The following is a 24,768-nucleotide window of genomic DNA, read 5'->3' as shown; positions in this document are numbered from 1 at the left end:
GCCGGTCCTCACGCCGTACGGAGCTGATCGCGGACACACGGCGGCCGCGGCGGCTCCCCTCCGCGCCGCCGCGGCCGATCCCGTGTGGTCAGAAGGTCTACTTGCCGTCCAGGTCCAGGGCGGGCGGCGCCGGCATGGGGTTCTCCGCCATCGTCCTGACCGCGGCCTCGGCCGGGCCGCTGGGCATCGGGTTCTCCCCCGTGGCGGCGACCCCGTCCTTCGGCGGCGCGGGCATGGGGTTTTCCCCGAGCGTCCTGATGGTGTCGTCGGTGGACGCCTCGCCCGTGGCCGTCGCTTCCGTGTCCTTCTGGTTCTCGCTCATGGGCTTGGTCCCTCCGCTGTGATGGCATGTGACGAACGCCCGCCCGGGACTCCCCCGTGGCTCGCCGGACGGGCGTGTGGAGCCGCACCATAACCGGTGGGTCTCCTGGTCAGACCGCCTGCCCCCCGACGCGACGGTGTGACGGGTACGAGCATGTCGTGGGGCGATAAACGAATACTGAACGCCCCGTTCCCCGGGCGCGGTTCAGGCCCTTGCCCGGGCCCTGTGCAGCCTGTGCCCGGGTGCTGTGCAGCCCGTGCCCGGGTGCTGTGCAAGCCCGTGCCCGGGCCCTGTGCGTCCGTGCCGGGCCCTGTGCAGGCCTTTCCCGGGCGCCGTTCAGGCGGCCGACGCGGGGGAGAGCAGGGCCCGTGCCTCGTTCGCCTCGTCGGCGCCTTCCTGCTCGTAGAGCCGGAGGGCCTTGCTCCAGCAGGCCCTGGCCCGGTCCGTCTCTCCCAGGCGGGACAGGGCGCGGCCCAGCAGGGTCAGCACGTTGCCCTGCATCCGGTCACCGCCGATGCAGCCGAGGGCGAGGGCCTGTTCGGCGTGCTGGGCCGCCTGGGCGGGCCGCCCGGCCGCGAAGTGCACCTCGGCGACGCGGAAGTTCGTCGTTCCCTCCCACAGCCGCTGCCGGTGCGCGGTGAAGATCGTCAGGGCCTCGGAGAAGTGTCCGAGCGCCTCCGTGTGCCGGCCGGCCCGGTTGAGGGCGATGCCCAGCGCGTAGTGGCTGTTGGCTAGGCGGACGGTCCTGCCGAACTCGGCGTGCGCGTCCAGCCCCCGCCGTGCGAAGTCGACGGCCTGCGTGACGTCGCCGACTCCCAGGTGCGCGCGCGAGAGGTTGCACAGGGCCGTCGCCTCCGGGGGCCGGTTGCACAGGGCCCGGAAGCCGTCGATGGCCCGCTCGAAGAACGGTTTGCTGTCCCCGTGCCGTCCCTGGTGCAGGCAGATGAGCCCCTGGCTGTTGGCGACCCAGCTCACCGCGACGGCGTCCTGGACGGACTCCGCGAGCCGCATCGCCAGCCGTGACTCCTCCTCCGCCTGCGGGATGCGGCCGGTCACCAGGAGGACGTCGGTGAGCACCGTCCGCGCCCGTCCCTCGGCCCGCGGGTCGCCCGCCGTGCGCGTCGCTTCGCACATGCTCCTGGCCGTCGTCTCGTACTGGTGGGAGTTGGCACCGGACTCGGTGAGGTCCTTGGCGGCCCAGAGGAGGTCGACGCCCCGCCGCAGCCGGTCCGAGGCAGCCGTCTGCCGCACGCACGCCAGCAGGGACGCCGCCTCCGTGTACAGCCAGTCCAGTGCCGCCGAGCCTTCGGTGAACGTCAGCCCGGGGTACTCGGTCGCCTCCAGGCCGTCCACCAGCCGGTCGCCCGGCCGTTCGATCGCGTAGACCCCCGCGGCCGTGGCCAGGTAGAAGTCCAGCAGCCGCGACAGCGCGGCCCCCCGCTCGCTCGGCGGATGCTCGTCCCGCTCCGCGCACGCACGCGCGTAGAGCCGCACCAGGTCGTGGAACCGGTACCGGCCCGGCGCCGCCGATTCGAGCAGCGACGTGTCCACCAGGGACTCCAGCAGGTCCTCCGTGTCCTGCGCGGGAAGGTCCAGCACCGCCGCTGCCGCCGCGAGGGAGATGTCCGGTCCGTCGGCCAGTCCGAGCAGGCGGAAGGCGCGGGCCTGAGCCCGTTCCAGCTGGCCGTAGCCCAGCTCGAAGGTGGCCTTGACGGCCAGGTCCCCGGCCTGCAGCTCGTCCAGCCGGCGCCGTTCGTCCGCCAGTTTCGCGGCGAGGACCGACACGGTCCACGTGCGGCGGGCCGCGAGGCGGGACGCCGCGATGCGGATCGCCAGGGGCAGGAAACCGCACGCCCCGACCACGTCCAGCGCCGCTTCCCGCTCCGAGGCCACCCGCTCCTCGCCCACGATCTTCGTGAAGAGCGCCAGCGCCTCCTCCGGGGACATCACGTCCAGGTCGACCAGGTGCGCCCCGGCGAGGTCCACCATCCGCACCCGTGCCGTCACCAGTGCGGCGCTGCCCTCCGTGCCGGGCAGCAGCGGGCGTACCTGGGCGGCGTCCCGGGCGTTGTCGAGGAGGACGAGAACGCGGCGGCCGTCCAGGACCGAGCGGTACAGGGCGGCCCGCTCCTCCAGGGAGTCGGGGATGGCCGAGTCGGGTGTGCCCAGGGCGCGGAGGAAGGAGCCCAGTACCGTCTCGGGTTCCGCCGCCCGCGCGCCCGCGCCCTGGAGGTCGACGTACAGCTGCCCGTCCGGGAAGGCGGCCCGCGCCTGGTGGGCGACGTGCACCGCGAGGGTCGTCTTGCCGACGCCGCCGATGCCCGCGAGTGCGGAGACCGCCATCACGCGGCCCGTGGCGCCGTCCCGGGAGGCGGCGGACAGTTCGTCGCTCAGCTCGCGGACGAAGGACGCGCGCCCGGTGAAGTCCGGCACGGTGGCGGGCAGTTGGGCAGGCCGCACCGGGGCTGCCGCTGTCTCCGCGGCCGGCGCCGACGGCTCGGCCAGGCCCGGGTCGGCCCGGAGGATGCGCTGCTGGAGTTCCTGGAGGCCGGGGCGCGGGTCGACGCCGAGTTCGTCGGCGAGCAGGCGCCGGGTGTCCGCGTAGACGGCGAGGGCCTCCGCCTGGCGTCCGCTGCGGTACAGGGCCAGCATCAGCAGTTCCCGCAGGCGTTCCCGGAGGGGGTGCGCCGCGGTGAGCGCCGTCAGTTCCGAGACGGTCTCCGCGTGGCAGCCCTGCTCCAGGTCCATGTCGATGCGGCTTTCGAGGAGTTGGAGCCGCCACTCCTCCAGGCGGACGCGCTGGGCCTGAGCGTAGGGGCCGGGGACGCCGGCCAGTACCTCGCCGTCCCACCGTGCCAGCGCCCGGCGCAGCAGGTCGCGGGCGTGGCACAGGTCCCCGGCGCCGCGTGCCTTCTCGGCATCGGCGGCCAGGTCCTGGACCGCCGCGAGGTCCAGCGCCCCGTCGTCCAGGCCCCGCACGGCGTATCCGCCGGACTCGCTCACCAGGACCCCGGGGTCCAGGACCTTCCGCAGCCGGGACGCGTACGTCCGTACCGCCGCGAGCGCCTGCGACGGCGGTTCCTCGCCCCACAGGGCGTCGATCAGTTCGGCCGCCGTGGCCGTGCGTCCCTCGCGGAGCAGCAGGGCGGCCAGCAGGGCGCGCTGCTGCGGGGAGCCGGTGGCCAGCGGCTCGTCGCCGCGCCAGGCGCGTACGGGTCCGAGCACGCCGAAGCGCAGCGCCGGCGTCCCGTCCGGTTCCACCGGGGATCCGGGACGCCGTTGCTCCGGTACGAGCGGTACACCGTCCATGCAGTCCCCCTAGACATCCTGAGCAACTACGTCAGTTTGCCTTGTTCATGCCGACCTCGTCAGCCGTGGGAGACACCGATCACAGGTCCCTCACCTGGCTCCTCACCTCTCCAGGTCCACCCGCACCGTCAGCAGCCCCTTGCCCACCCCCATGGCCCGCACCGCGAGGCTGTTGAACCGGGGGAGGCGCCGCAGGCGGGCGACCGGGTCGTCGTCGGGCAGGGGGTGCGCCGTTCCCGTGTGCCAGCGGCCCCGGACCCGTACCCGTACCCGCGGATCGGTCCGGATGTTGCGGACGTACTGGGACCGCTCACCGAACTCCGACACCAGCCAGAAGGAGTCTCCCACCAGGCGGCCGCCCACCGGCGTGCGGCGGGGCAGGCCGGAGACGCGGCCGGTGGTCTCCAGCAGGGTCTGGGTGGGCAGGCGGCGCAGGACGGCGTTGAGGCGGCGCTGGACGGCTGTGACCGCCCGGTACTTCCGCTCGGCGAACGGCGGTCTTCCGGCGTTGGACGACATCGACATCGTTCGTTCACGCTCCCGTCTCGTGTGCCTCCATGTTCCACGGAAAACCTCAGGGGGAAAGTGAGGACAGGGTCAAGAGACGGGTGGTGCGGTGTGCGGGTCGTGACCTGGAATCTGTGGTGGCGGTTCGGGCCGTGGGCCGACCGTCAGAAGGCGATCCTCTCCGTACTGCGGGAGCTGCGGCCGGACGTCGTCGGCCTCCAGGAGGTGTGGGCCGCCGACGACGGCGCGAACCTCGCCGAGTGGCTGGCCGGCGAACTCGGCCTGCACTGCGCCTGGTCCGCCTCCGAGGCCCCCGAGCGGTGGCAGCGGCGGATCGGGGACGACACGGTCGGTATCGGCACCGCGGTACTCAGCCGCTGGCCCGTCGTGGAGCGGGCCGCGCTACGACTGCCCGCCCCCGAGGAGATCGACGACGGACGCCTCGCGCTCTACGCCCGCCTGGACGCGCCCGGCCACCAGGTCCCGTTCTTCACCGCCCACCTGAACTCGGGCGGCCACGCCTCGGCGGTGCGCCGCGAACAGGCCGCCGCCCTGGCGGACTTCGTCGCCGGACACCGCCGCGGCACCGCCTTCCCGCCCGTCGTCACCGGGGACTTCAACGCCATTCCCCAGTCGCCGGAGGTACGCCTCCTGCGTGCGGGACGGCTCCAGGACGCCTGGGAGTACGCCGACCCGGCGGCCCCGTCCGCCACCTGGGACGGGGCCAACCCGTACATCCCCGACGGGCCGGTGCCGGGCGCCCGGATCGACTACGTCCACGTGGGCCCTCCCGGTCCGGGCGGCCTCGGCCGCGTACGTGCCGCGAGGCGGGCGGGCGACGGCCCCGTGGACGGCGTGTGGCCCTCCGACCACGCGGCGGTCGTCGCGGACCTGGTCGCGCACGGCGGGGAGGCTAACGCCCCAGGAAAATCGGGTTGGTGAACGCCGCCAGTGCCCCCGGCAGCGGTCCCGCCGCCGCCTCGTGGCGCAGTTCCGCCCGCACGTACGCCGCGTACGAAGCGGTCGTCCTCCACTCCACGACGTCCGAACCGGACACGGGCAGCGGGGCGCTGGTGAACAGCACGCCCTGGTCCGTGACGAACCGGACCGTGCAGCGCGGGGCGCCCGTCACCTCCAGGCGGACGGTGACCGGGGTGTCGTCGTCCACGCGCAGCCGCTCGCCGATGCCGGCGTGCTCGCCCCGGCCGCCGGACGCGGTGAAGGCCAGCGACACCTTCGCCGACTCGGCGACGTACGACCGCCCGGCCCGGATGCCCTCCTGGATCGCCTCCCGCGTCAGGTCGTCGGCGAGGACGACGGTCTGCGGGCGCCCGATCGGGTCCGGGGAGCGGTGGGAGTCGCTGCTGCCCATCGCCGGGATCCAGTCCCCGCCGCCCCGTCCGCCGCGCCCGTCCCGCACGGCGGCGACCAGCATGCCGTCCCAGTCGGCCAGCGCCACCTCGTCGTCGGGCGTGTAGGCCCCGTTCCACACCTCGACCGCGTCCGCCTCCCCGAACCCGAACTTCCAGTTGCAGCCGATGCAGGTGGCGTGCGGGTGGGCCGGGACGACCAGGCCGCCGGCGCGGCGGATCTGCCGGGCGAAACGGCCGAAGCGGTTGTCGCGGGCCCGGTAGCGCCAGTCGACGAAGGTGCCGGGGTCGGTGCCGAGGGCGACGACGTGGCCGTTGCGGGTCGTCACCTCCTCGCCGAGCATGATCAGCAGGTCGTCCCCGGCCTCCGGCGCCCAGTGCGCGTGCGCCGCGTGCGTGTTGTGCTCGGAGGAGTTGATGAAGTCCAGGCCGGCCGCGCGCGCGAGCGCCGCGATCTCGGCGAGGGTGTAGCGGCCGTCGGAGTACACGGAGTGCAGGTGGCAGTCGCCCCGGTACCAGGCACGGCCCCGCCCCTTGGCGCGCTCGGGCGGATACACCGGCCGTACGGTCTCGCCCTGCTCCCCGTACGTCAGCGTGACCGTGATCTCGTACGGCAGTCCCTGCGGAGCCACCGTGTACGGGCCGAGCGCGATGTGCCACACGCCCGCCCGCACCGGCCCGGGGATGTAGCCGGGGGTCGCGTCGTCCGCGCGTACGAAGAACTCCGTGCGCGCCCCGCCCGACCAGCCCCTGAAACCCCGGCCCCCGAGGTCGGTGCCGCGGTCGTCGAAGAGGCCGATGTCGAGGGCGTTGCCCGCGGTGCCGGCCGGGACGGCGGGGCGCTCGTAGGTGTAGGCGACGTGGATCTCCCGGACACCCGCCGGGACCTCGACGGGGATGTACACGAAATCGGGCGAGCCGACGGGCAGGGTGCCGCGCACCGTCCTCTTGCGCTGCTCCCGGGGTGCCGCCGAGGCGAAGCTCACGCTTCCCAACGTAAGCGCCGCGGCGGCTCCCGTCACGAACACCGCGCGTCTGCCGATCCCGGCGTGGTCGTCCTCGCACATGCTGCTGCTCCCATGTGTCGTCTGCGTCGTCAGTGACATGACATCGGTGGTGCAGGGGTGGTACGTGCAACCCTCGTATTGAGCCGTGAACTCCCGTGCAAGAAAAGGGGGTCGGCGGATTGAGAGCGAGAAACCGCGCGGTGGGGGAGCGGCAGACCGCGCGGTGGCGACCGGGGCCGCGAGGCGGGCCGGTGCGACGGGCCCCACCCTATTGATCACCCCGCTCGTATGCTCGAAGGATGACGACTTCCGAGACCCCCGGAACCGGCTCCTCCGGCCCGACCGGCCACACCGGCCACACCGGCCACACCGGCCGCACCGGCCCGGCCGGCCCGACCGAGAACTCCCTGCGCCGCGCCCTCAAACGCGCGCGGGACGGCGTCGCCCTCGACGTGTCCGAGGCCGCGGTGCTGCTCCAGGCCCGCGGCGAGCACCTCGACGCGCTCACCGCGTCCGCCGCCCGGGTCCGGGACGCGGGCCTGGAGGCCGCCGGGCGCCCCGGCGTCATCACCTACTCGAAGAGCGTCTTCATCCCGCTGACCCGGCTGTGCCGGGACAAGTGCCACTACTGCACCTTCGTCACCGTCCCCGGCAAGCTGCGCCGCGAGGGCCACGGGATGTTCATGTCCCCCGACGAGGTCCTCGACATCGCCCGGCGCGGCGCCGCCCTCGGCTGCAAGGAAGCGCTGATCACCCTCGGCGACAAGCCCGAGGACCGCTGGCCGGAGGCGCGCGAGTGGCTCGACGCGCACGGCTACGACGACACGATCGCCTACGTCCGCGCCGTCTCGATCCGCATCCTGGAGGAGACGGGCCTCCTCCCGCACCTCAACCCCGGCGTCATGACCTGGACGGACTTCCAGCGGCTCAAGCCCGTCGCCCCTTCCATGGGCATGATGCTGGAGACCACCGCGACCCGCCTGTGGTCCGAGCCCGGCGGCCCCCACCACGGCTCCCCGGACAAGGAACCGGCCGTACGCCTGCGCGTCCTGGAGGACGCCGGCCGCTCCTCGGTCCCCTTCACCTCCGGTGTCCTCATCGGCATCGGCGAGACCTACGAGGAGCGCGCCGAGTCGCTGTTCGCCCTCCGCAAGGTCTCCCGCGCCTACCACGGCATCCAGGAACTGATCATCCAGAACTTCCGCGCCAAGCCGGACACCGCGATGCGCGGCATGCCGGACGCGGAACTGGACGAGCTGGTCGCCACGGTGGCCGTCGCCCGCCTCATCATGGGCCCGTCCGCCTGCCTCCAGGCCCCGCCCAACCTGGTGGACTCGGAGTACGAGCGCCTGATCGGCGCCGGCATCGACGACTGGGGCGGGGTCTCCCCGCTCACCATCGACCACGTCAACCCCGAGCGCCCCTGGCCGCAGATCGACGAACTCGCCGCCAAGTCCCGCACGGCCGGCTTCGAACTGCGTGAACGTCTCTGCGTGTACCCGGAGTTCGTGCGGCGCGGCGAACCCTGGCTGGACCCGCGCCTGCGCCCGCACGTCGCGGCCCTCGCCGACCCGGCGACGGGGCTGGCCCGCGAGGACGCGACGGTCGAGGGCCACCCGTGGCAGGAGCCGGACGAGGCGTTCACCGCGACCGGCCGTACCGACCTGCACGCGACCATCGACACCGAGGGCCGTACGTCGGACCGCCGCGACGACTTCGACGAGGTGTACGGCGACTGGGGCGCCCTGCGCGAGGCCGCCGCCCCCGGCATGGCCCCGGAGCGCATCGACACCGACGTACGCGCCGCCCTGGCCACGGCGGCCGACGACCCGACGAAGCTCACGGACGACGAGGCCCTCGCCCTGCTGCACGCCGACGGCCCGGCGCTGGACGCCCTGTGCGAGGTGGCCGACGACGTGCGGAAGTCCGTCTCGGGCGACGACGTCACGTACATCGTCACCCGGAACATCAACTTCACCAACGTCTGCTACACCGGCTGCCGCTTCTGCGCCTTCGCCCAGCGCCGCACGGACGCCGACGCGTACACGCTGTCCCTGGAGCAGGTCGCCGACCGCGCGCAGCAGGCCTGGGACGTGGGCGCGGTCGAGGTCTGCATGCAGGGCGGCATCCACCCGGACCTGCCGGGCACGGCGTACTTCGACATCGCGAAGGCCGTCAAGGAACGCGTCCCCGGCATGCACGTGCACGCCTTCTCGCCCATGGAGGTGGTCAACGGCGCGACCCGCACCGGGATGTCCGTCCGCGAGTGGCTGAGCGCGGCGAAGGAGGCGGGCCTGGACTCGATCCCGGGCACGGCGGCGGAGATCCTCGACGACGAGGTCCGCTGGATCCTGACCAAGGGCAAGCTGCCGACGGCGACGTGGATCGAGGTCGTCGAGACCGCGCACGAGCTGGGCATCCGCTCCTCCTCCACCATGATGTACGGCCACGTCGACCAGCCCCGCCACTGGCTGGGCCACCTGCGCACCCTCGCCGGCATCCAGCAGCGCACGGGCGGTTTCACGGAGTTCGTGACGCTCCCCTTCATCCACACCAACGCGCCGGTGTACCTGGCGGGCATCGCGCGGCCGGGTCCCTCCATGCGCGACAACCGCGCGGTCACGGCGATGGCCCGCCTCCTCCTCCACCCGCACATCCCCAACATCCAGACGAGCTGGGTGAAACTGGGCACGGAGGGTGCGGCGGAGATGCTCCGCTCCGGCGCCAACGACCTCGGCGGCACGCTGATGGAGGAGACGATCTCCCGCATGGCGGGCTCGTCGTACGGCTCGTACAAGTCGGTCAAGGACCTGATCGCGGTCGCGGACGCGGCGGGCCGCCCGGCGAAGCCCCGGACGACGCTGTACGGCGAGGTGCCGCGGGAGCGGCAGCTGGCGGCGACGGCGTCGGACGGCCACCTGCCGGAGCTGCTGCCGGTGCTGGACTGAATCCCGGGCAGCGGCAGGGGCACGGGCCGCCCGCAGTACGATGATCGGGCCCCCGGTGTGTCGGGGTTCTCGTAGCTGAGGAGATGCGTGCCCGTGCCAGCCCGACTTCCCTCGTGGGCCTGGATCTCCGGCCTGACCGTGGGGGCGATCGCGGCGGTGACCGTCCTGGCCGTACAGGCGGACCAGGGCCCCCACCCCACCGCCTCGGTCGCCAAGCCGAGCCCTTCGGTGTCGGCGGACGCGCGGCCGACGCCGAAGCAGACCGCGCCGGCCCGGGTACCGGACGGCTCCGGCACCGGACGCCGCATCGTGTACTCGCTCGACCAGAAGCGGGTCTGGCTGGTCGACGCGAGCGACGCCGCGCGGCGGACGTTCACGGTGTGGCCGGGCACGGTCAGCCCCGACCCGGGCACCTACACGGTCGGCACCCGCAGCAAGGGGGCCACGACCGGCTCGGACGGTGTGCGGATCGAGCAGATCGTCTACTTCGCCCAGGAGGACGGCGTCTCGGTCGCCTTCTCCAACGCCGTCGACGGCTCCTCGCCGCCTCCGCCCGCCTCCGGTGCGAAGACGGGCGGCATACGGTTGCAGAAGGCCGACGGCTCGGCGGTCTGGGCGTTCGCGACGACCGGCACGAAGGTCACGGTCGTCGGCTAGCGTCCTCCTGTCCGAACGGCAGGTGCGCGACGATCAGCACGACCCCGCTGAGCAGGAAGACCCGGGTCGCCGCTTCCAGCCCGTTCCAGTCAGCCGACTGCCACATCGCGAACCACTCCCCGCCGATGCCGATGAACCCCGCCCCGAAGAGCAGCATCAGCATGAGCGTGCCGTAGGTGGTCATGCGCCGTGCGGGCGCGTGGTCGCGGCGTATCCACAGCCAGGTCGCGTAGATCAGCACCAGTGCGGCCACCGTCTCCCACACGATGATCGCGACGTAGGCGGCGTCCTGAACGCCCTTGCTGGTGATCGCCCGCCACATCAGGTCGTCGTCCTTGAAGGTCGTGTCCATCGCGAGGACATGACGTACGAAGTCCCGGTTGGTGCCGAAATCGGTGATGTTCCCGAAGGCGACGAGGGTGATGTAGAGGGCGAGGATCGCGGTCAGCACGGTGGCCGCGAGGGGAAGAGTGCGTGGGGTGTTGGACATGGGAGGGATGTTTCCAGGCGCGGCGGGCCCCGAGTGCCGGGTTCGGAGATCGTGATCATGCTGAAGCGGTCCGCCGGCGATCGGGCTTGCGGAAGGGTGTCCTCCTGCGCCGCAGCGGGAACACCATGGTTCCTGATGCCATGGGGACACGGGGGTTGGGGTGGAGACTGCTGAGCTTGCCGCTGCCGCCATCGGGCTGCTGGCGGCGACGGTGACGGGTGTGGCGACCGGGGTCGGCGAGCGGACGGGCGCGGAGGTCGTACAGGTCGTCCGGGAGCGTTTGGGTGCCTCCGAACGCGGCCGGCGGGCGTTGGCGGGGCTGGAGGCCGATCCCGATGCCGCGGAGGCGCGCGGTGACGCGGAGGCGGTCCTCCGGGACGCGGTCGAGGCGGATGCCGGGCTGAGGTACGCGCTGACCATGCATCTGTACCCGCCGGCGACGGAGACGGCGGGCAGCGTGGTGATCACGGGTGGGCGGGTCTCGCGGTCCCAGATCTCACTGGGACCGGTGACGATCAACAAACCGTCCACGACGGGCGGGTTGGTGGCGCTGGCGGTGGCGCTCGTCGTGGCGGTCACGCTGATCGTGTACGGCGGGGTGCAGGTGGTCACCACCGAGGACTCCCCCGGCACGGCGGACGGGGTGGACGCGGTGGACGCGGCGGTCGGGAAGGCGCCGCCCGCGCGCGCGTTGACCCCGGCGGAGACCGGGCAGGTCCTGCCGGCCCTGGAGGACATGCCTCCGGACTGGTCGGAGATCGGTGGGCGGCAGGCCGCGGACGGGGGCAACTGCCATGAGGGCAGAGCCAAGTACAGCTACCAGCAGGCCGTTCCCCGGTTCCTGGACGTCGAGTTCGAGGTACACGCCTGCCGGGAGACCTGGATGGCGTCCGAGGGTTACAAGGCCGCCCTCGCCGAGGCCGCCTCGCAGAAGCCCGCGAGGCGGGCCATCTCGATGCCGAGGTTCGGTGACGAGAGCCGCACGACCGTCCACACCGTCGAGGACGACTACATGCTGGCTCCCGGCGACGCTGGGGACCACGTCGTCTCCTGGGCGCGCGTCGGGAACGTCGTCATCGAGATGGAGTACGGGCCGGTCGAGGAGCAGGAGAACTACCCGGCGTACGTCGAGGAGTTGATGCGGATCGTCACCGACCGCGCGTGGCAGGCCCAGGCGAGTGGCTGACCCGCTGGGCCGACTGTCCCGTGAACGCCACGAACTCGGCCCACGAGGCGTCCGTGAACGCCAGTCGGGCGCCCGACCTGTTCTTGGAGTCGCGGACGTGGACAGTGGCGTCGGAGGAGGCTGTGGCGATCTCGACGCAGTCGGGCTCGTCGCTGCCGCTGTAGCTGCTCTTGAACCATTCCAGCGCAGAGGTCATGCCTGTTCTCCCCGTACCTTCTCGATGAAGTCCCGCGACTCGCGAGGTGAGAGCGCCTGTGCCCGGATCATTCCACCGAACGGGACGTTCGTCGTCTCGCGCCGTCCGTGGCACCGTCTGGCTGGAGCGCGGCGTCCCCGCGGACGCCGTGGAACGGGCCCTGACGACCTGCCTGCCCCAGGAACCGATCCGCCACCCGGCGGCCTTTCTGGAGCGCCGACTCACCGACGGTCTTCCCCCGGTCCTGCCCGTGCCGAGGCCTTCGGCCCCCGCCGCCCGCCCCGACCCCCTCCAGACCTGCGACGACTGCGACCGAGCCTTCCGCGCCCCGCGACCGGGCCACTGCCGCGACTGCCGTGAGGTCCGGGCGGCGAGGCACAGGGCCGCGTAGGCCCACCCCTCCCCCCCCATCACGTGAACTTTCGAACCGAATCGTCCTTCAGTCGCTCAAATGAGCTCCCCGAGTACGCAAGGCCCAAAAAGTTCACGCTTTCCGGCAAGACAGTGCCCCCGCGGCCAGGAGGAGCGCGGCTGCGTTCACGCCCAGGTAGCCGATGGGGAACGCGATGTTGTGCCAGACCCGCGTGCGAACGTGCGCGGCCACGGCGCCGACGAAGAAGAGGACGAGACCGACCGCGGCGGCGACGCCGAGCGGCCGGACGCCCAGGAGGCCGATGAGAAGCCCGGCGGCTCCGGCGGCCTTGAGCACGGCGAGCCCCGGAATCCACGACGGGGGGACGCCCACCTCGGCGGAGTTGGCGAGGACGAACCGGGCCCGCGCCAGGTCCGCGACGGCGATCCCGGCGTTCGCCGCGACGGCGACGACGGTGACGATCACGTAGGCCGTGAACACGTGCCTCTCCTTCCGGCCGGCTCCCTCGTGAGCCCGGTACGACCCGGGCCGCTTCCCTGCCGTCAAGCCTCGCCGTGGCCCGCCGCGACGTCCAATGCCCGCGCCCATAACCTGGCGGCATGGATGTCGACACGCGGTTGCTGCGGTACTTCGCCGCCGTGGCGGAGGAAGGGAGCCTGACCCGGGCCGCCGAGCGGCTGTTCGTCTCCCAGCCCGCGCTGACCAAGCAGATCCGGCAGCTGGAGGCCGGGCTCGGGGCGGAGCTGTTCACGCGGTCGAGGACCGGCATGACCCTCACCGAGCCGGGGCGGGCGCTGGCGCAACGGGTCCCGGCCCTGCTGGACGGGTGGGAGGCTGCACGGCGCGAGACGAGAACCGCGGCGAATCGTGCGGCCCGCGTCCTGCGGGTCGGATTCATCGCCAGTGCCGCCAACGAGGCGACCCAGCCGATCGTCGCGGAGTTCGCCCGGCGCCGGCCCGGCTGGAGGGCCGAGATGCGGCAGGCCGCCTGGTCGGACCCGACCGCCGGACTGGCGGACTCGGACGTCGACGTCGCCCTGGTACGACTGCCGTTCCCCGGCCAGGACGCGCTGCGGGTGACGGACCTGTTCGGCGAACCCCGCTGGGTCGCGCTGCCCGAAGCCCACCCCTTGGCCGCCCGGGACACGATCCCCTTCCACGACCTGTGGGACGAGCCCTTCGTCGCCGCCCCGGCCGAGACGGGCCGGTGGCGCGAGTACTGGCTGGCCGCGGACGAGCGCGACGGCCACCCGGTACACGTCGGCGCGGTCACCGAGCAGCCGGACGACTGGCTCAGCGCGATCGCCAACGGATACGGCGTCGCCCTCGCCCCCCGGTCCGCGGCCCGCTTCTACACCCGCCCCGGAGTCGTCTACCGTCCCGTCACCGGCGTGAGCCCCAGCCGGGTCGGTGTCGCGTGGGCCCCCGTGGACGACGCCAACCCCGTCGTCCAGGACTTCGTCCGCTGCTGCCGGGAGACGCACACCGCCACGTGAACGTATCCACACCGTTCCACCCCTGAACCGGCCGCCCCGTTCGAATACAGTGCTGCACGTCGTACGTACGGACAGTGCCGAACGGAGGTCCAGATGGGCGCGACAGCCGGTGCCGTCTGGGGGCGTGCCGAGCAGCAGGACTTCCGCAGCCGGGTACGCGGGACGCTGCTCGGAGCGGCCCTCGGGGACGCCCTCGGCGCGCCCGTCGCCGGGCTGGATCTCGACGGCATCCGCGCGGCACACGGCCCGGAGGGCCTGGCCGACCTCGCCTCCGCCTACGGCCGGCGCGGTGCCGTCACCCACCTCACGCAACTCACGCTGTTCTCCGTGGACGGGCTGATCCGCGCGCAGGTACGGCGGGACACCGGCGCCTGGCACCCGCCGACCGACCTGCACCGGGCGTACCGGCGCTGGGCCGCCACCCAGCGCGACTGGGGGCCCGACCTGCGGCGCGAGGAGGACGGCTGGCTGGCCCGCGAGGAGTGGCTGTACGCCCGCCGGAGCGCGACCCGCGCGCTGCTGCTCGGGCTCGGCGACGACACGATGGGAACGCCGGACGCCCCGAAGAACCCCGGCGAACGCGGGCCCGAGGCCGCGGCCAGGTCGGCGCCGTTCGGGCTCCTGGTCGGCTGGGAGCCGCAACTGGTCGCCCAGCTCGCCGTGGAGTGCGCGGCGCAGACCCACGGCCACCCCACCGGCTACCTGTCGGCGGGCGCGTACGCCGTGATCGTGCACGGGCTGGCGCGAGGGGAGAGCCTGGACGGTGCGGTGCAACGAGGCCTCGGTCTGCTCGCCGTCCGCCCGGGGCACCAGGTCGTGGCGGACGCCCTGCAGCACGCGCTGGGCGCGGTACGGCAAGGGCTGCCCACGCCGGGGCGCGTGACCGAGCTGATCGGCGAGGGGACGGCGGAGGGCCTGGTGGCCGCCGCCGTGTACTGCGCCCTCGTCGGCGAGGACGTACGGCACGGGCTGCGACTCGCCGTCAACCACGGCGGGCCCTCCGCCGCGACCGGGGCACTGACCGGCGGACTGCTCGGCGCCCTGCACGGCGAGACCGCGCTCCCCCCGGCCTGGCTGGCCGAACTGGAGGGCCGCCCGACCATCCTGGAACTGGCCGACGACTTCGCCATGGAAATGACCCAGGGCCCCGCCCTGCACGGCCCAGCGGGCTCGTCCCCGGGCTGGCTGGCCCGATACCCGCGGGCGTAGCCGCCCACGCCCGGCAACAGGCCCGGCGACACGCCCGGCAACAGGCCGGGGGGACGGATCGGGGGAGTGGGACGAGGGGGCGGGCTGGGGGAGCGGGCTGGGGGAGTGGGTCGGGGGGCGGGTCGAGAGGGCGGGTCGGTGGAGCGGGTCGAGGGGGCGGGTCGAGAGGGCGGGTCGGTGGAGCAGGCCGGGGGACGGGCCGGTGGAGCGGGCTGGGGGAGCGGGTCGATGGAGCAGGTCGGGGGAGCGGGCTGGGGGAGCGGGTCGGGGGAGCGGGTCGGAGGAGCGGGCCGGTGGAGCGGGTCGAGGGGGCGGGTCGAGAGGGCGGGTCGGTGGAGCAGGCCGGGGGGACGGGCCGGTGGAGCGGGCTGGGGGAGCGGGTCGATGGAGCGGGTCGAGGGGGCGGGTCGGAGGAGCGGGCTGGGGGAGCGGGTCGATGGAGCAGGTCGGGGGAGCGGGTCGGGGGAGCGGGTCGGAGGAGCGGGCCGGTGGAGCAGGCCGGGGGGGACGGGTCGAGGGGGCGGGTCGGTGGAGCGGGCTGGGGGAGCGGGTCGAGGGGACGGGTCGGAAACCCGGTCGGAAGACCGCCGGAAACCGGTCGGATTCCGAGAAGCCCCGGTCACCGGGCCGCCGCTAGCCTGACGGCCATGGACATCACCATTCACACGAGCGTCCTCCCGCACGACGACCCGGACGCGGCCGTGGCCTTCTACCGCGACGCCCTCGGTTTCGAGGTGCGCAAGGACGTCGGGAACGGCAAGATGCGCTGGATCACGGTCGGCCCCGCCGACCAGCCCGGCACCTCCCTCCTCCTCGCGCCGCCCGCCGTCGACCCCGGCATCACCGACACCGAGCGCCGCACCATCAGCGAGATGATGGCCAAGGGCACCTACGGCTGGCTCCTCCTGGCCACCAAGGACCTCGACGGCGTCTTCGAAAGGGTGAGCGCCCAGAACGCCGAGATCGTCCAGGAACCGACCGAGCAACCGTACGGAGTCCGCGACTGCGCCTTCCGCGACCCCGCCGGCAACCAGATCCGCATCCAGGAACTGCGCTGATCCCGACCGGTGCCCCGACGACCGGTGCCCCGACGACCGGTGCCCCGACGGCCGGCGCCCGACCGCCGGGGCACCGGCCGCTCACACCCGGCCAGGACAGGCCCCGGCCCTGGTCACCGACCGGTCACCGACTAGTCACCCACCCGGCTCCGCCCCACCGCGTCGTCCGCGCCGCCCGCAGGCGCCGGAACCGCGGCCGCCGCGCCGTAGGCGTCGTCGTCGCCGTCCGTGTTGACCCGCTCGATGATCGCGAGCCGTTCCGGGGTGTCCTCCGGCTTCAGGAAGCCGATCACGACGTACAGGACCAGCGACACGGCCAGCGGGATCGACACCTGGTACTCCAGCGGCACCCCGCCCTCCACGTTCCAGTTGATCGGGTAGTTGACCAGCCAGAACGCGAGCAGGCCCATCGCCCAGCTGGTGAGCGCCGCCGTCGGGCCCGAGCGGCGGAAGGGCCGGAGCAGGCCGAGCATCATCGGGATCGCGATCGGACCCATCAGTCCGGCCACCCACTTGATGACGACGGTGATGATGTCCTTGAACGTCGGCGAGTCGACCTGCGTCGCCACCGCCATCGACAGGGCGAGGAAGACCACCGTCGTCAGCCGCGCCGCCAGCAGCCCGGACCGCCGGCCCCACGAGCGCGCCCGCACCGAGAGCACCGGCGCCACGTCACGGGTGAACACGGCCGCGATGGCGTTGGCGTCCGAGGAACACATGGCCATGGTGTGCGAGAAGAAACCGACCACGACCAGCCCCAGCAGGCCGTGCGGCAGCAGCTGCTCGGTCATCAGGGCGTAGGAGTCGGAACCGTCCGGCTTCTGCGACTCCACCAGCAGCGGCGACATCCACATCGGGAAGAACAGCACCAGCGGCCAGACCAGCCACAGCACCGCCGACAGCCGCGCCGACCGCTCGGCCTCGCGGGCGTTGGGCGTGGCCATGTAACGCTGGGCCTGGTTGAGCATGCCGCCGTTGTACTCGAAGAGCTTGATGAACAGATAGGCGAGCAGGAACACCGTGCCGTACGGGCCGACCAGGGGATCGCCGTGGCCCTGCAGCTCGGGCTCGTCCCAGACGCCGAAGAAACCGCCGTGGTCGCCGAGTTCCACGACCACCGTGACGAACATGGCGATACCGGCCAGCAGCTGGATGATGAACTGCCCCAGCTCGGTCAGCGCGTCCGCCCACAGACCGCCGATCGTGCAGTAGATGCCCGTGACGACACCCGTGATCAGAATGCCCTGGTTCAGCGAGATACCGGTGAACACCGACAGCAGCGTGGCGATGGCGGCCCACTTCGCGGCCACGTCCACGATCTTCAGCAGCATGCCGGACCAGGCCAGGGCCTGCTGGGTGGGCAGGTTGTACCGGTTCTTCAGGTACTCCAGGGGAGAGGCCACGTGCAGCCGTGAGCGCAGCCGGTTGATGCGCGGCGCGAACAGCTTGGAGCCGATGGCGATGCCGAGCGCGATGGGGAAGGACCAGGTCACGAAGGACGTGACGCCGTAGGTGTAGGCGATGCCCGCGTACCCGGTGAACATCACCGCGCTGTAGCCCGACATGTGGTGCGAGATGCCGGAGAGCCACCAGGGCATCTTGCCGCCGGCCGTGAAGAAGTCGCTGACGTCGTCGACGCGTTTGTGCGACCAGACGCCGATCGCCACCATGACGGCGAAGTAGCCGATGAGCACGGACCAGTCGAGACCGTTCATGTGCCCCCTTCCGGGGTCCGCCTTGTGAACTCCGCTCAGCTGGCTGGCACTTCGCACGAGCGGGGTAGGGGCGAGGCAGGCCGCGAAGTGCCCGCTCATCGTGGTTGCGTCGACGAGGGCACGACAAGGAAGGGGAAGGTCAAGAGGAAGTAAAAATGTTCGACTTACTGACCTTGGTTCACCTACATGAACATCTCGGCAGGTGTCCCGAGGCCGTCTACTTCAGCTCGTCCGGGCAGGGTGTGCCGCGCTTCAGCCCGTACGGCGACGCCAGCCGGTACGTGCCCGCCTCGGGGGCGATCAGCGTCGTCCACGTGTCGCCCTCGGCGGTCTCCTCGGTCTCCGTCAGGCAGCCGTTGACGTTGTCGTACGTCTTCGGCGTGCCCTCCGGCCTGTTCTCGGAGGCCTCCGTCTCCTGCGGCGGTTCCAGCTTCTTGCCCTCGGCGTCGACGAGGCTCAGCCACGGCGAGTACGGCATCCGGACCAGGATGCGGCCGGGCTGCTTCACGTCGATCGTCCACTCGTCCTGCTCGGCCCGCTGGACGACCGCGTGGGGCTCCGCCAGCGGCGTCGGGTCGATCACCTCGAACAGCTGCCAGTTGGCGTCCCCCCACACCTGCTTCAGATACGGCAGCCCCCGCTGCAGCAGCTCCCGCTCGCGTTTGCCGCCGTCGCCGTCCGGTTCACCCTTGGGCAGCACCACGTAGTGCACGGCCCAGCGCTTCAGCCACTCGTGGTAGTTCGCCGAGTTGAGCGTGTCGTCGTAGAAGAGCGGGTTGCGCTCCATGTCGGCCTGGCGGGTCCAGCCGCGGGCCAGGTTCACGTAGGGCGCGAGCGCCGAAGCCTCCCGGTGGGAGCGCGCGGGTACCGCCTCCACCCGGCCCTTCTCCGCGCCGACCTCCTGCAACTCGTTGACGAGCGGCGCCAGCTCCCGCGCCCAGGAGGCGGTCGGCTGGGTGTGGACGATGTCGTCGGCCGACTTGAAACCGATCCAGCCGACGAAGCCGACGAAGGAGACGACGAGCGCGTACCACTTGCGCGTCCTCGGCACCGTGAACGGCAGCGCCGCCACCAGCGCCACCCCGGCGAAGAGCATCGCGAGGCGCGTGATGTTGGACCCGATCTGCGAGCTGATCAGCCACACCAGCAGCACGGACAGGCCGTAGACCGCCGACGTGATCCGTACGGTCGTCCAGGTGCGCGGCACGAACGCGTACACCAGGCCCGCGTACACGATCGGCAGGACCGCCGAGCCGAAGCCCATCGGCTGCGTGCCGGAGAAGGGGAACAGCACCGCCGACAGCGCGACCACCGCCGCCGGGGCGAGACCCAGCGACCAGGCGCCCGGGCGGCGCTTCTGCAGGAACAGGGCCACCGCCACCAGGCCCACGAACAGGCCCGCGACCGGCGAGGACATGGTGGCCAACGCGGCCAGCGGCGCCGCGCACAGCCCCTTGGCCCAGCGCTCGTACCGCCAGCGGTACGGCCAGCAGAACACCGCGGCGACCGCGCCCAGCCCGAACATCATGCCCAGCCCGAACGTCACCCGCCCCGACGCCGCGTTGCCCAGCAGCCCGAACAGGCCCGCCAGCGACGCCCACAGCGGGTTGCGGACCACCCGGCTGCGGATCAGGATCATCGTCAGCAGCCCGGCCGACAGCGTCCCCGCGATCATCATCGTCGTCCGCACGCCGAGCGCCGACATCAGATACGGCGAGACCACGCTGTACGACACCGGGTGCATGCCGCCGTACCAGGCGAGGTTGTACGCCGAGTCCGGATGCCGGCCGACGAACTCCGCCCACGCGTCCTGCGCCGCGAGATCGCCACCGCTGTTCGCGAACGTGAAGAACCAGGCGATGTGGAGCACCCCGGCCAGGGCGGTCACGGACAGCACGGGATGGCGCAGCATGCGCTCGCGCAGGGCCAGGAAGGCGGCCTTCATCGCGGACGGCTCCTCCGGTCCCGCACTGGCGGATTCGGCGCGCTCCGGGCCGGTACGGTCCGGCTCACGGCCGCCGTCCACCGGGCCGTGAGCGGCGCTGCCGCTCTTCCCGTCGTCCTTGCGGGGAGCGGGTACGTGTGGTCGCGGGCCGGCTCCCGAGCCCGGATCGGCGTCGTCGGCGCGTGTCGGCTCCGTAGTGGCCACCTGAAGGCACTCCCCGTGTCCCGTCTTCTGCTTACGGCCGAGTCCCGTTCCCGCGACCGGCGACCTGCCCCGTTTCGTGACGCTAGCACGCACCCCCGCACCGTGGCTTCCTCCCCTCGGCGGCCCTCCGGGCCCCTTCCGGACCTTCCACGACCCTCCGGGACGCGAACGTCCCCGCGGCCGGGGGGCCGCGGGGACGGGAGGGCCGGTCCGGCCCGGAAGGGCCGGGTGGGCCGGGCGTCAGCCCAGGCGGGTCAGCTTGTCCATGAGGGCGGGCTCTACGAGGTCCTCCTGCAGGGCGACCGGCACCTGCACCGCGCCGGCGGCTCCGCCGTCGCCCACCGTGAGCGTGCCGACCTTCGTGCCGGCCGCGGCCGTGTGCGGCACCTCGTCCGCCGTGAACGTCAGCTTCACGGTCAGCCCGGACCAGCCGACCGCCTTGACGTCGTTCGTGGCGACGACCGGCGTCCGGCCGCCGAGACCGTCGTCGACGTACCCGACGACGGACCCCTTCTTCAGGATCGTCGACGACTCCAGCGTGTCCTGCGCGGCCCGGATCAGCTTGTCGCTGGAGGCCAGCGCGGCACCGAGGATGGTGTTGTCCTTGCCGCCGGCCGGCTGGCGCACCACGGCACCGACGATGGTCCGGGTCTCGCCGCCGATCTCCTTCTTCGCCGCGAAGACGAGGTTGCCGAGCGCGGAGGTGGTGGTGCCGGTCTTGATGCCGACGACGTTGTTGGAGCCCACCAGCTGGTTCCAGTTGGGGTGGTTCTCGCCCTTGTAGTCGTCGTACGACATCTTCGCGGCGACCTCGCGGAACGCGGGCGACTTCATCGCCTCCTTGGCCAGCTTCACCTGGTCCACGGCCGTGCTCACCGTCGTGTCGTTCAGCCCCGACGGGTCGGTGTACGTCGTGTTCGTCATGCCGAGGTCCTTCGCGGCGGCGTTCATCTTCGCCACGAACGCCTCCTCGGACCCCGCGTCCCAGCGGGCGAGCAGCCGCGCCACGTTGTTCGCGGACGCGATCAGGATGGCCTCCAGCGCCTCGCGCTCGGAGATCGAGTCGCCCGCGTAGACCTGGACGGTCGACTCGTCTCCCGCGTCCGACTGGTCCTCGGCGGCCTGGTCGATCGGGATCTTCGGCCCCTCGGCGCCGCTGCCCAGCGGGTGGTCGCGCAGCACGACGTACGCGGTCATGACCTTGGCGACACTCGCGATCGGCACCGGCTTCTGCTCGCCGGACGAACCGAACGTGCCGATGCCCTGCACGTCGAGCGCGGCCTGCCCGCTGGACGGCCACGGGATCTCGGGCTTGCCGCCCTCGAAGGTGAAGCTGTCCTGCGCCGTGAGGTCGAGGGTCGGCGTCGGCAGCGCACGCATGGACTGCACGACACCGAGGACGATCACCAGCAGGACGACCAGCGGAGTCCAGATCTTGACCCGGCGCACCGTCGTCCGCAGCGGGGTCTCCGGGGGCGGCGGGGTGTTCGTCAGCTCCGCCAGCAGATCCAGCGGCGGCTTCGGCGGCATCGGCTGCTGCCTGGTCAGCTCGGGCCCGACCTGCGGTACGGCGGCGGTGGCGCCGGTACGGGGCGCCTGCGGCGCCTTGGGGGCGGCCTTGGAGGCCTCGGACGCCTCGGATGCCTTCGACGCCTTGGACGGGGGCTGCGGGGGCTTGCGCGTCGCCGGGTCGTCCGGGTTCCGGAGGGCGACGAACTTGCTGGTGCGCTCGGAGTCGGTCTCGGCGCTCCCACCGGTCTTCGCGGGTGCGGTCTTCTTGGGCGCGGGTGCGGCGTCGCCCAGCTTCAGCATGGTCGTCGGCTGGTCGACGGCGGGCGCGGAGGGCCGCGGGGCCTTGAAGACGGCGGTGGGCTGATCGACGGGCTGCTCGTCGGCGTCGCTGTCGGAGTCGTCGTCGCCGTCGTCCTCGGAGCGGCCCGGCCCGCCCTCGGCGGGGGCAGCACCGTCCGCGCGCTTCTCCGTGTCCTGCGGCCTGTCGGCGCGGCCGTCGGTCCCGCCGTCGGCGGGCTGCTCGGCGTCCGCGGGCGCGTCGGGCGCGCCCGTGTCCGCCCCGGAAGCCGTGCCGGCGTCCGTGGCCGTGGCGCCGCGCCCGTCCTTGGGCGCTTCCGAGTCCCGCCGGCTCTCCTCCGCGGCCCCCGCGTCCTCGGCGCTCGCCTCGGCCTCCACCGAGTCCTCCGCGTCCTCCGAGTCCTCCGCGTCCCTCGCGTCCCCGAGCCGCTCGTTCACGGCGGCCCGCTCGTCCGCGGTCGACACCCAGGCGGCTACCGCGTCCCGCAGCCGGCCGTCGGTCGGAGCGGCGGGCTCGGCGGCAGCGTCCTCGGCGGAGTTCACCCGGCCGGCGGCCTCGTCCTCGGCCTCGGTCTCTGCCTCGTCCTCGGCGGGGCTCTCCGGGCCGGCGGCCGCCTCCGCCTCCGTCTCGCGGACCGAGAGCACCCGGGTCGCCGTATCGACGCTCCCACGGGACCCGGCGGACCCCGTGGACGCCGAGGACGCCGAGGACTTCGCGTCCTCCCGTGCCACCGCCAGCCGCGGATCACGCGTCTCGCTCGCCTCGGTCCTGGCTTCGGGAACCGGGCCCACGCTCCCCGACGTCGGTTCTTCCGACGACTCGCACTGCTTCGACCTGTCGGGGGACTCGCCCGCCACCGATGCCTCCTCCACGCGCCGCGCACGTTCTGTGTGCGCTACCGAACCATGTACCAGTGTCCTGTGTACGGGTAGAACCCACGCGGTAGACGAGAACGACATACCTACTGGTTCCACTACGAAGCGGTCACGCACCCTCGACAGACCAATGTGAGAGGGGTCACCCTGTCTGTCATCCACGCGGGGAGGCATGGATGGGCAGGAGCCGCAGAACACTTCCGGAGGAGCTTCTGCTGCTGGCGTTGGACCCGACCACGGGTACCACCGCACAGCCGCAGTCGCTCGACCTCGGTCTGGCCGGAGCACAGCTGGTGGAGCTGGCGCTGGCCGGACGGATAGCCCCAGACGGGGATCGTATCGCCGTGGTGGCACCACGGCCGACAGGAGATCCAACACTGGACTGCGCGTTGGAGTTGCTGCGAAGGCGTGGCGCTCCGGTACGGGCGGTCAACTGGATCGGCGGGCCCCGCCTGGGGCTGCGCCAGACCTACCTCTCGCATCTGGAGCGATGCGGCATGGTGCATGCCGTGGAGGGCCAGATGTGCGGGGTGCTGCCGACGACTCGCTATCAGGCGACGGACACGGCGATCAGCAGGGAGATCAAGGCCCGGCTGGACTCGGCGATCCGCACCGGCGTACCGCCGGACCCGCGGACCGCGGCGCTCGCCGCGCTGGCCCACGCGGTCGGTCTCGGCAAGCACCTCTACCCGGGCAACGAAGGACGCTCGTCACGGTCCCGCCTGCGGGACCTCATCAGGCACGACCCCATGGGCGGACTGGTGGCGCACGCGGTGATGGACGTCCAGAACGGCGTTGCGGCCCAGCCACGCCGCAGCCCGGCCCCGGCCGGCCGCCAGGCCGCGGGACCGGGGGCCAGGCCCGCCCCGGAACCCGCCCGCGGTGTTCCGGCGCAACCGCGCCACGGATCCATGGCGCGTGCGGTCGCCCACTGAGCCGCAACGCACCGCAGTAACGCACCGCCGCACCACCAGTCCCCTGGACCCGGTCACGGGAGCCGCGGGTTCGCGCGGGGTGGCGGGGCCGACCGTACGTCCGGCGAGCCCGGACGACGGAAGGCTCCCGCCGCCCCGCGCGGCCATGTGTGCGGGTGGCACCCCGAACTGGCGTGTACGCGGCGCATATAGACCGTTTCCCAGCGGTAGAAAGCACCTTGGTGGCAGTCTGCTCAGCAGCAGATACGCAAAGTGGCAGTCATGAGTCACGCAGCCGGAGGTGCACGTCCCGTGGCGTCCAATGTCAATCCCACCGTCAGGCGGCGCCGGCTGGGCCAGGAGCTGCGCCGGCTCCGTGAGCTCAAGGGCATGACGGCCGAGGAGGTGGCGGAGCGGCTGCTGGTCTCGCAGTCGAAGATCAGCCGCCTGGAGAACGGCCGGCGCAGTATCAGCCAGCGCGACGTCCGCGACCTGTGCGGGGTGTACGAGGTCGAGGACCAGCGGGTCGTCGATTCGCTGATGCAGATGGCGAAGGACTCGCGCCAGCAGGGCTGGTGGCACGCGTTCGGGGACATCCCGTACAGCGTCTACATCGGTCTGGAGACCGACGCGGAGTCGCTGCGGACGTACGAACCCCAGATCATCACCGGCCTGTTGCAGACCCGGCCGTACGCCGAGGCGCTCATCCAGGGCGCCCTGCCCGAGACGTCGGTCGCGGACATCGAGAAACGGGTCCAGGTCCGCATACGGCGCCAGGAACGCATCTGCGCCGACAACAACCCGCTGCGGCTGTGGGTTGTCCTCGACGAGGCCAGCCTGCGCCGGGTGGTGGGCGGCAAGCAGGTGATGCGCGAGCAGTTGGAGCACGTCGCCGAGATGTCGCAGCTGCCGCACATCACCGTGCAGGTGCTGCCGTTCGACGTCGGGGCGCACCCCGGTATCAACGGTCAGTACTCGATCCTGGAGTTCGCCGACGCGGCCGACTCCAGCGTCGTGTACATCGAGGGCGTGACCAGCGACCTGTACCTGGAGAAGGCGCAGGACGTGCAGAAGTACACGGTCATGTACGAGCACCTGCGGGCCCAGGCACTGAACGTGGAACAGTCGCGGCAACTCATCGAGGACGTGGCCAAGGAGTACGCCCGCTGACATGGCG

The 24,768-nt window shown here is 72.5% G+C and carries 19 protein-coding genes; 9 read left to right on the top strand and 10 right to left on the bottom strand.

Features of this window, described 5'->3' with window-relative positions; all coding sequences use genetic code 11:
* Window positions 1-97: 97 nt before the first annotated feature.
* From ACP4J0_RS01420 to ACP4J0_RS01410, 3 genes are all read right to left on the bottom strand, one after another.
* On the bottom strand, window positions 98-322 hold the full coding sequence (locus ACP4J0_RS01420) for a hypothetical protein (protein WP_426596737.1): 225 nt from the start codon (window positions 320-322) through the stop codon (window positions 98-100).
* A gap of 336 nt (window positions 323-658) precedes the next feature.
* The gene (locus ACP4J0_RS01415) at window positions 659-3,631 is read right to left on the bottom strand and encodes an AfsR/SARP family transcriptional regulator (protein ID WP_426596736.1); all 2,973 of its coding nucleotides are present in this window, start codon (window positions 3,629-3,631) and stop codon (window positions 659-661) included.
* A 102-nt stretch (window positions 3,632-3,733) separates the two neighbouring features.
* Entirely contained in the window at window positions 3,734-4,150 is a 417-nt protein-coding gene (locus tag ACP4J0_RS01410) for a nitroreductase/quinone reductase family protein (protein ID WP_426596735.1), read from the bottom strand.
* Between the two features lie 99 nt (window positions 4,151-4,249).
* On the opposite strand from ACP4J0_RS01410, the gene ACP4J0_RS01405 reads away from it, so the two are divergent.
* Window positions 4,250-5,080, top strand: a complete 831-nt coding sequence (locus ACP4J0_RS01405; protein ID WP_426596734.1) for an endonuclease/exonuclease/phosphatase family protein — start codon at window positions 4,250-4,252, stop codon at window positions 5,078-5,080.
* Here the strand turns inward: ACP4J0_RS01405 and ACP4J0_RS01400 are convergent.
* On the bottom strand, window positions 5,052-6,575 hold the full coding sequence (locus ACP4J0_RS01400; RefSeq protein ID WP_426596907.1) for a CehA/McbA family metallohydrolase: 1,524 nt from the start codon (window positions 6,573-6,575) through the stop codon (window positions 5,052-5,054). The genes ACP4J0_RS01405 and ACP4J0_RS01400 overlap by 29 nt on opposite strands.
* A gap of 239 nt (window positions 6,576-6,814) precedes the next feature.
* Here ACP4J0_RS01400 and ACP4J0_RS01395 point away from each other — a divergent pair, with 239 nt between their 5' ends.
* Both ACP4J0_RS01395 and ACP4J0_RS01390 read left to right on the top strand, forming a co-directional pair.
* A complete protein-coding gene (locus tag ACP4J0_RS01395; RefSeq protein ID WP_426596733.1) occupies window positions 6,815-9,463 on the top strand; it encodes a bifunctional FO biosynthesis protein CofGH in 2,649 nt (882 codons plus the stop codon).
* A gap of 93 nt (window positions 9,464-9,556) precedes the next feature.
* Window positions 9,557-10,120 (top strand): hypothetical protein, encoded by a 564-nt coding sequence (locus tag ACP4J0_RS01390; RefSeq protein WP_426596732.1) that lies wholly within the window; start codon window positions 9,557-9,559, stop codon window positions 10,118-10,120.
* Here ACP4J0_RS01390 and ACP4J0_RS01385 read toward each other — a convergent pair.
* Window positions 10,104-10,610 carry a DUF2165 domain-containing protein gene (locus tag ACP4J0_RS01385; protein ID WP_426596731.1) on the bottom strand — a complete coding sequence of 169 codons (507 nt, stop codon included), beginning with the start codon at window positions 10,608-10,610 and terminating at the stop codon, window positions 10,104-10,106. The genes ACP4J0_RS01390 and ACP4J0_RS01385 overlap by 17 nt on opposite strands.
* Before the next feature lie 160 nt (window positions 10,611-10,770).
* On the opposite strand from ACP4J0_RS01385, the gene ACP4J0_RS01380 reads away from it, so the two are divergent.
* Window positions 10,771-11,796 (top strand): hypothetical protein, encoded by a 1,026-nt coding sequence (locus ACP4J0_RS01380; RefSeq protein WP_426596730.1) that lies wholly within the window; start codon window positions 10,771-10,773, stop codon window positions 11,794-11,796.
* Here ACP4J0_RS01380 and ACP4J0_RS01375 read toward each other — a convergent pair.
* Together ACP4J0_RS01375 and ACP4J0_RS01370 are read right to left on the bottom strand one after the other, a co-directional pair.
* Window positions 11,759-11,992 (bottom strand): DUF397 domain-containing protein, encoded by a 234-nt coding sequence (locus tag ACP4J0_RS01375; protein WP_426596729.1) that lies wholly within the window; start codon window positions 11,990-11,992, stop codon window positions 11,759-11,761. The two genes, ACP4J0_RS01380 and ACP4J0_RS01375, sit on opposite strands and share 38 nt — an antisense overlap.
* 484 nt (window positions 11,993-12,476) lie before the next feature.
* Complete coding sequence (locus tag ACP4J0_RS01370; RefSeq protein WP_426596728.1) at window positions 12,477-12,845, bottom strand: DoxX family protein; 369 nt, start codon at window positions 12,843-12,845, stop codon at window positions 12,477-12,479.
* Window positions 12,846-12,964: 119 nt separating this feature from the next.
* Here ACP4J0_RS01370 and ACP4J0_RS01365 point away from each other — a divergent pair, with 119 nt between their 5' ends.
* The 3 genes from ACP4J0_RS01365 (at window position 12,965) to ACP4J0_RS01355 (ending at window position 16,128) form a co-directional block, all read left to right on the top strand.
* Window positions 12,965-13,861, top strand: a complete 897-nt coding sequence (locus tag ACP4J0_RS01365; protein ID WP_426596727.1) for a LysR family transcriptional regulator — start codon at window positions 12,965-12,967, stop codon at window positions 13,859-13,861.
* A gap of 93 nt (window positions 13,862-13,954) precedes the next feature.
* Window positions 13,955-15,070 (top strand): ADP-ribosylglycohydrolase family protein, encoded by a 1,116-nt coding sequence (locus tag ACP4J0_RS01360; RefSeq protein WP_426596726.1) that lies wholly within the window; start codon window positions 13,955-13,957, stop codon window positions 15,068-15,070.
* Window positions 15,071-15,717: 647 nt separating this feature from the next.
* Window positions 15,718-16,128, top strand: a complete 411-nt coding sequence (locus ACP4J0_RS01355; RefSeq protein WP_426596725.1) for a VOC family protein — start codon at window positions 15,718-15,720, stop codon at window positions 16,126-16,128.
* A 131-nt stretch (window positions 16,129-16,259) separates the two neighbouring features.
* Here the strand turns inward: ACP4J0_RS01355 and ACP4J0_RS01350 are convergent, their stop codons facing one another.
* From ACP4J0_RS01350 to ACP4J0_RS01340, 3 genes are all read right to left on the bottom strand, one after another.
* Entirely contained in the window at window positions 16,260-17,843 is a 1,584-nt protein-coding gene (locus ACP4J0_RS01350; protein WP_426596724.1) for a sodium:solute symporter family protein, read from the bottom strand.
* 217 nt (window positions 17,844-18,060) lie between these two features.
* Window positions 18,061-19,992, bottom strand: a complete 1,932-nt coding sequence (locus ACP4J0_RS01345) for an MFS transporter (protein ID WP_426596723.1) — start codon at window positions 19,990-19,992, stop codon at window positions 18,061-18,063.
* Between the two features lie 240 nt (window positions 19,993-20,232).
* Entirely contained in the window at window positions 20,233-22,659 is a 2,427-nt protein-coding gene (locus ACP4J0_RS01340) for a D-alanyl-D-alanine carboxypeptidase (protein ID WP_426596722.1), read from the bottom strand.
* 194 nt (window positions 22,660-22,853) lie between these two features.
* Between ACP4J0_RS01340 and ACP4J0_RS01335 the strand changes: the two genes are divergently transcribed.
* Window positions 22,854-23,612: a GOLPH3/VPS74 family protein gene (locus ACP4J0_RS01335; RefSeq protein ID WP_426596721.1), complete on the top strand. Its 759-nt coding sequence runs from the start codon at window positions 22,854-22,856 to the stop codon at window positions 23,610-23,612.
* A 291-nt stretch (window positions 23,613-23,903) separates the two neighbouring features.
* Complete coding sequence (locus ACP4J0_RS01330) at window positions 23,904-24,761, top strand: helix-turn-helix domain-containing protein (RefSeq protein ID WP_426596720.1); 858 nt, start codon at window positions 23,904-23,906, stop codon at window positions 24,759-24,761.
* Window positions 24,762-24,768: the final 7 nt, after the last annotated feature.

Origin of the sequence: Streptomyces sp. WG7, from assembly GCF_049975785.1 — a bacterium.
Lineage (GTDB): Bacteria > Actinomycetota > Actinomycetes > Streptomycetales > Streptomycetaceae > Streptomyces.
Note: the sequence above shows the minus strand (reverse complement) of the source record. Positions and strands in the feature narration are given on the sequence as shown.

What these genes read in the sequence shown, in the direction of transcription:
- ACP4J0_RS01420 (WP_426596737.1), bottom strand. Translation starts at nt 322, where the DNA reads ATGAGCGAGAACCAGAAGGACACGGAAGCGACGGCCACGGGCGAGGCG.
- ACP4J0_RS01415 (WP_426596736.1), bottom strand. Translation starts at nt 3,631, where the DNA reads ATGGACGGTGTACCGCTCGTACCGGAGCAACGGCGTCCCGGATCCCCG.
- ACP4J0_RS01410 (WP_426596735.1), bottom strand. Translation starts at nt 4,150, where the DNA reads ATGTCGTCCAACGCCGGAAGACCGCCGTTCGCCGAGCGGAAGTACCGG.
- ACP4J0_RS01400 (WP_426596907.1), bottom strand. Translation starts at nt 6,575, where the DNA reads ATGTGCGAGGACGACCACGCCGGGATCGGCAGACGCGCGGTGTTCGTG.
- ACP4J0_RS01395 (WP_426596733.1), top strand. Translation starts at nt 6,815, where the DNA reads ATGACGACTTCCGAGACCCCCGGAACCGGCTCCTCCGGCCCGACCGGC.
- ACP4J0_RS01385 (WP_426596731.1), bottom strand. Translation starts at nt 10,610, where the DNA reads ATGTCCAACACCCCACGCACTCTTCCCCTCGCGGCCACCGTGCTGACC.
- ACP4J0_RS01375 (WP_426596729.1), bottom strand. Translation starts at nt 11,992, where the DNA reads ATGACCTCTGCGCTGGAATGGTTCAAGAGCAGCTACAGCGGCAGCGAC.
- ACP4J0_RS01365 (WP_426596727.1), top strand. Translation starts at nt 12,965, where the DNA reads ATGGATGTCGACACGCGGTTGCTGCGGTACTTCGCCGCCGTGGCGGAG.
- ACP4J0_RS01360 (WP_426596726.1), top strand. Translation starts at nt 13,955, where the DNA reads ATGGGCGCGACAGCCGGTGCCGTCTGGGGGCGTGCCGAGCAGCAGGAC.
- ACP4J0_RS01355 (WP_426596725.1), top strand. Translation starts at nt 15,718, where the DNA reads ATGGACATCACCATTCACACGAGCGTCCTCCCGCACGACGACCCGGAC.
- ACP4J0_RS01350 (WP_426596724.1), bottom strand. Translation starts at nt 17,843, where the DNA reads ATGAACGGTCTCGACTGGTCCGTGCTCATCGGCTACTTCGCCGTCATG.
- ACP4J0_RS01335 (WP_426596721.1), top strand. Translation starts at nt 22,854, where the DNA reads ATGGGCAGGAGCCGCAGAACACTTCCGGAGGAGCTTCTGCTGCTGGCG.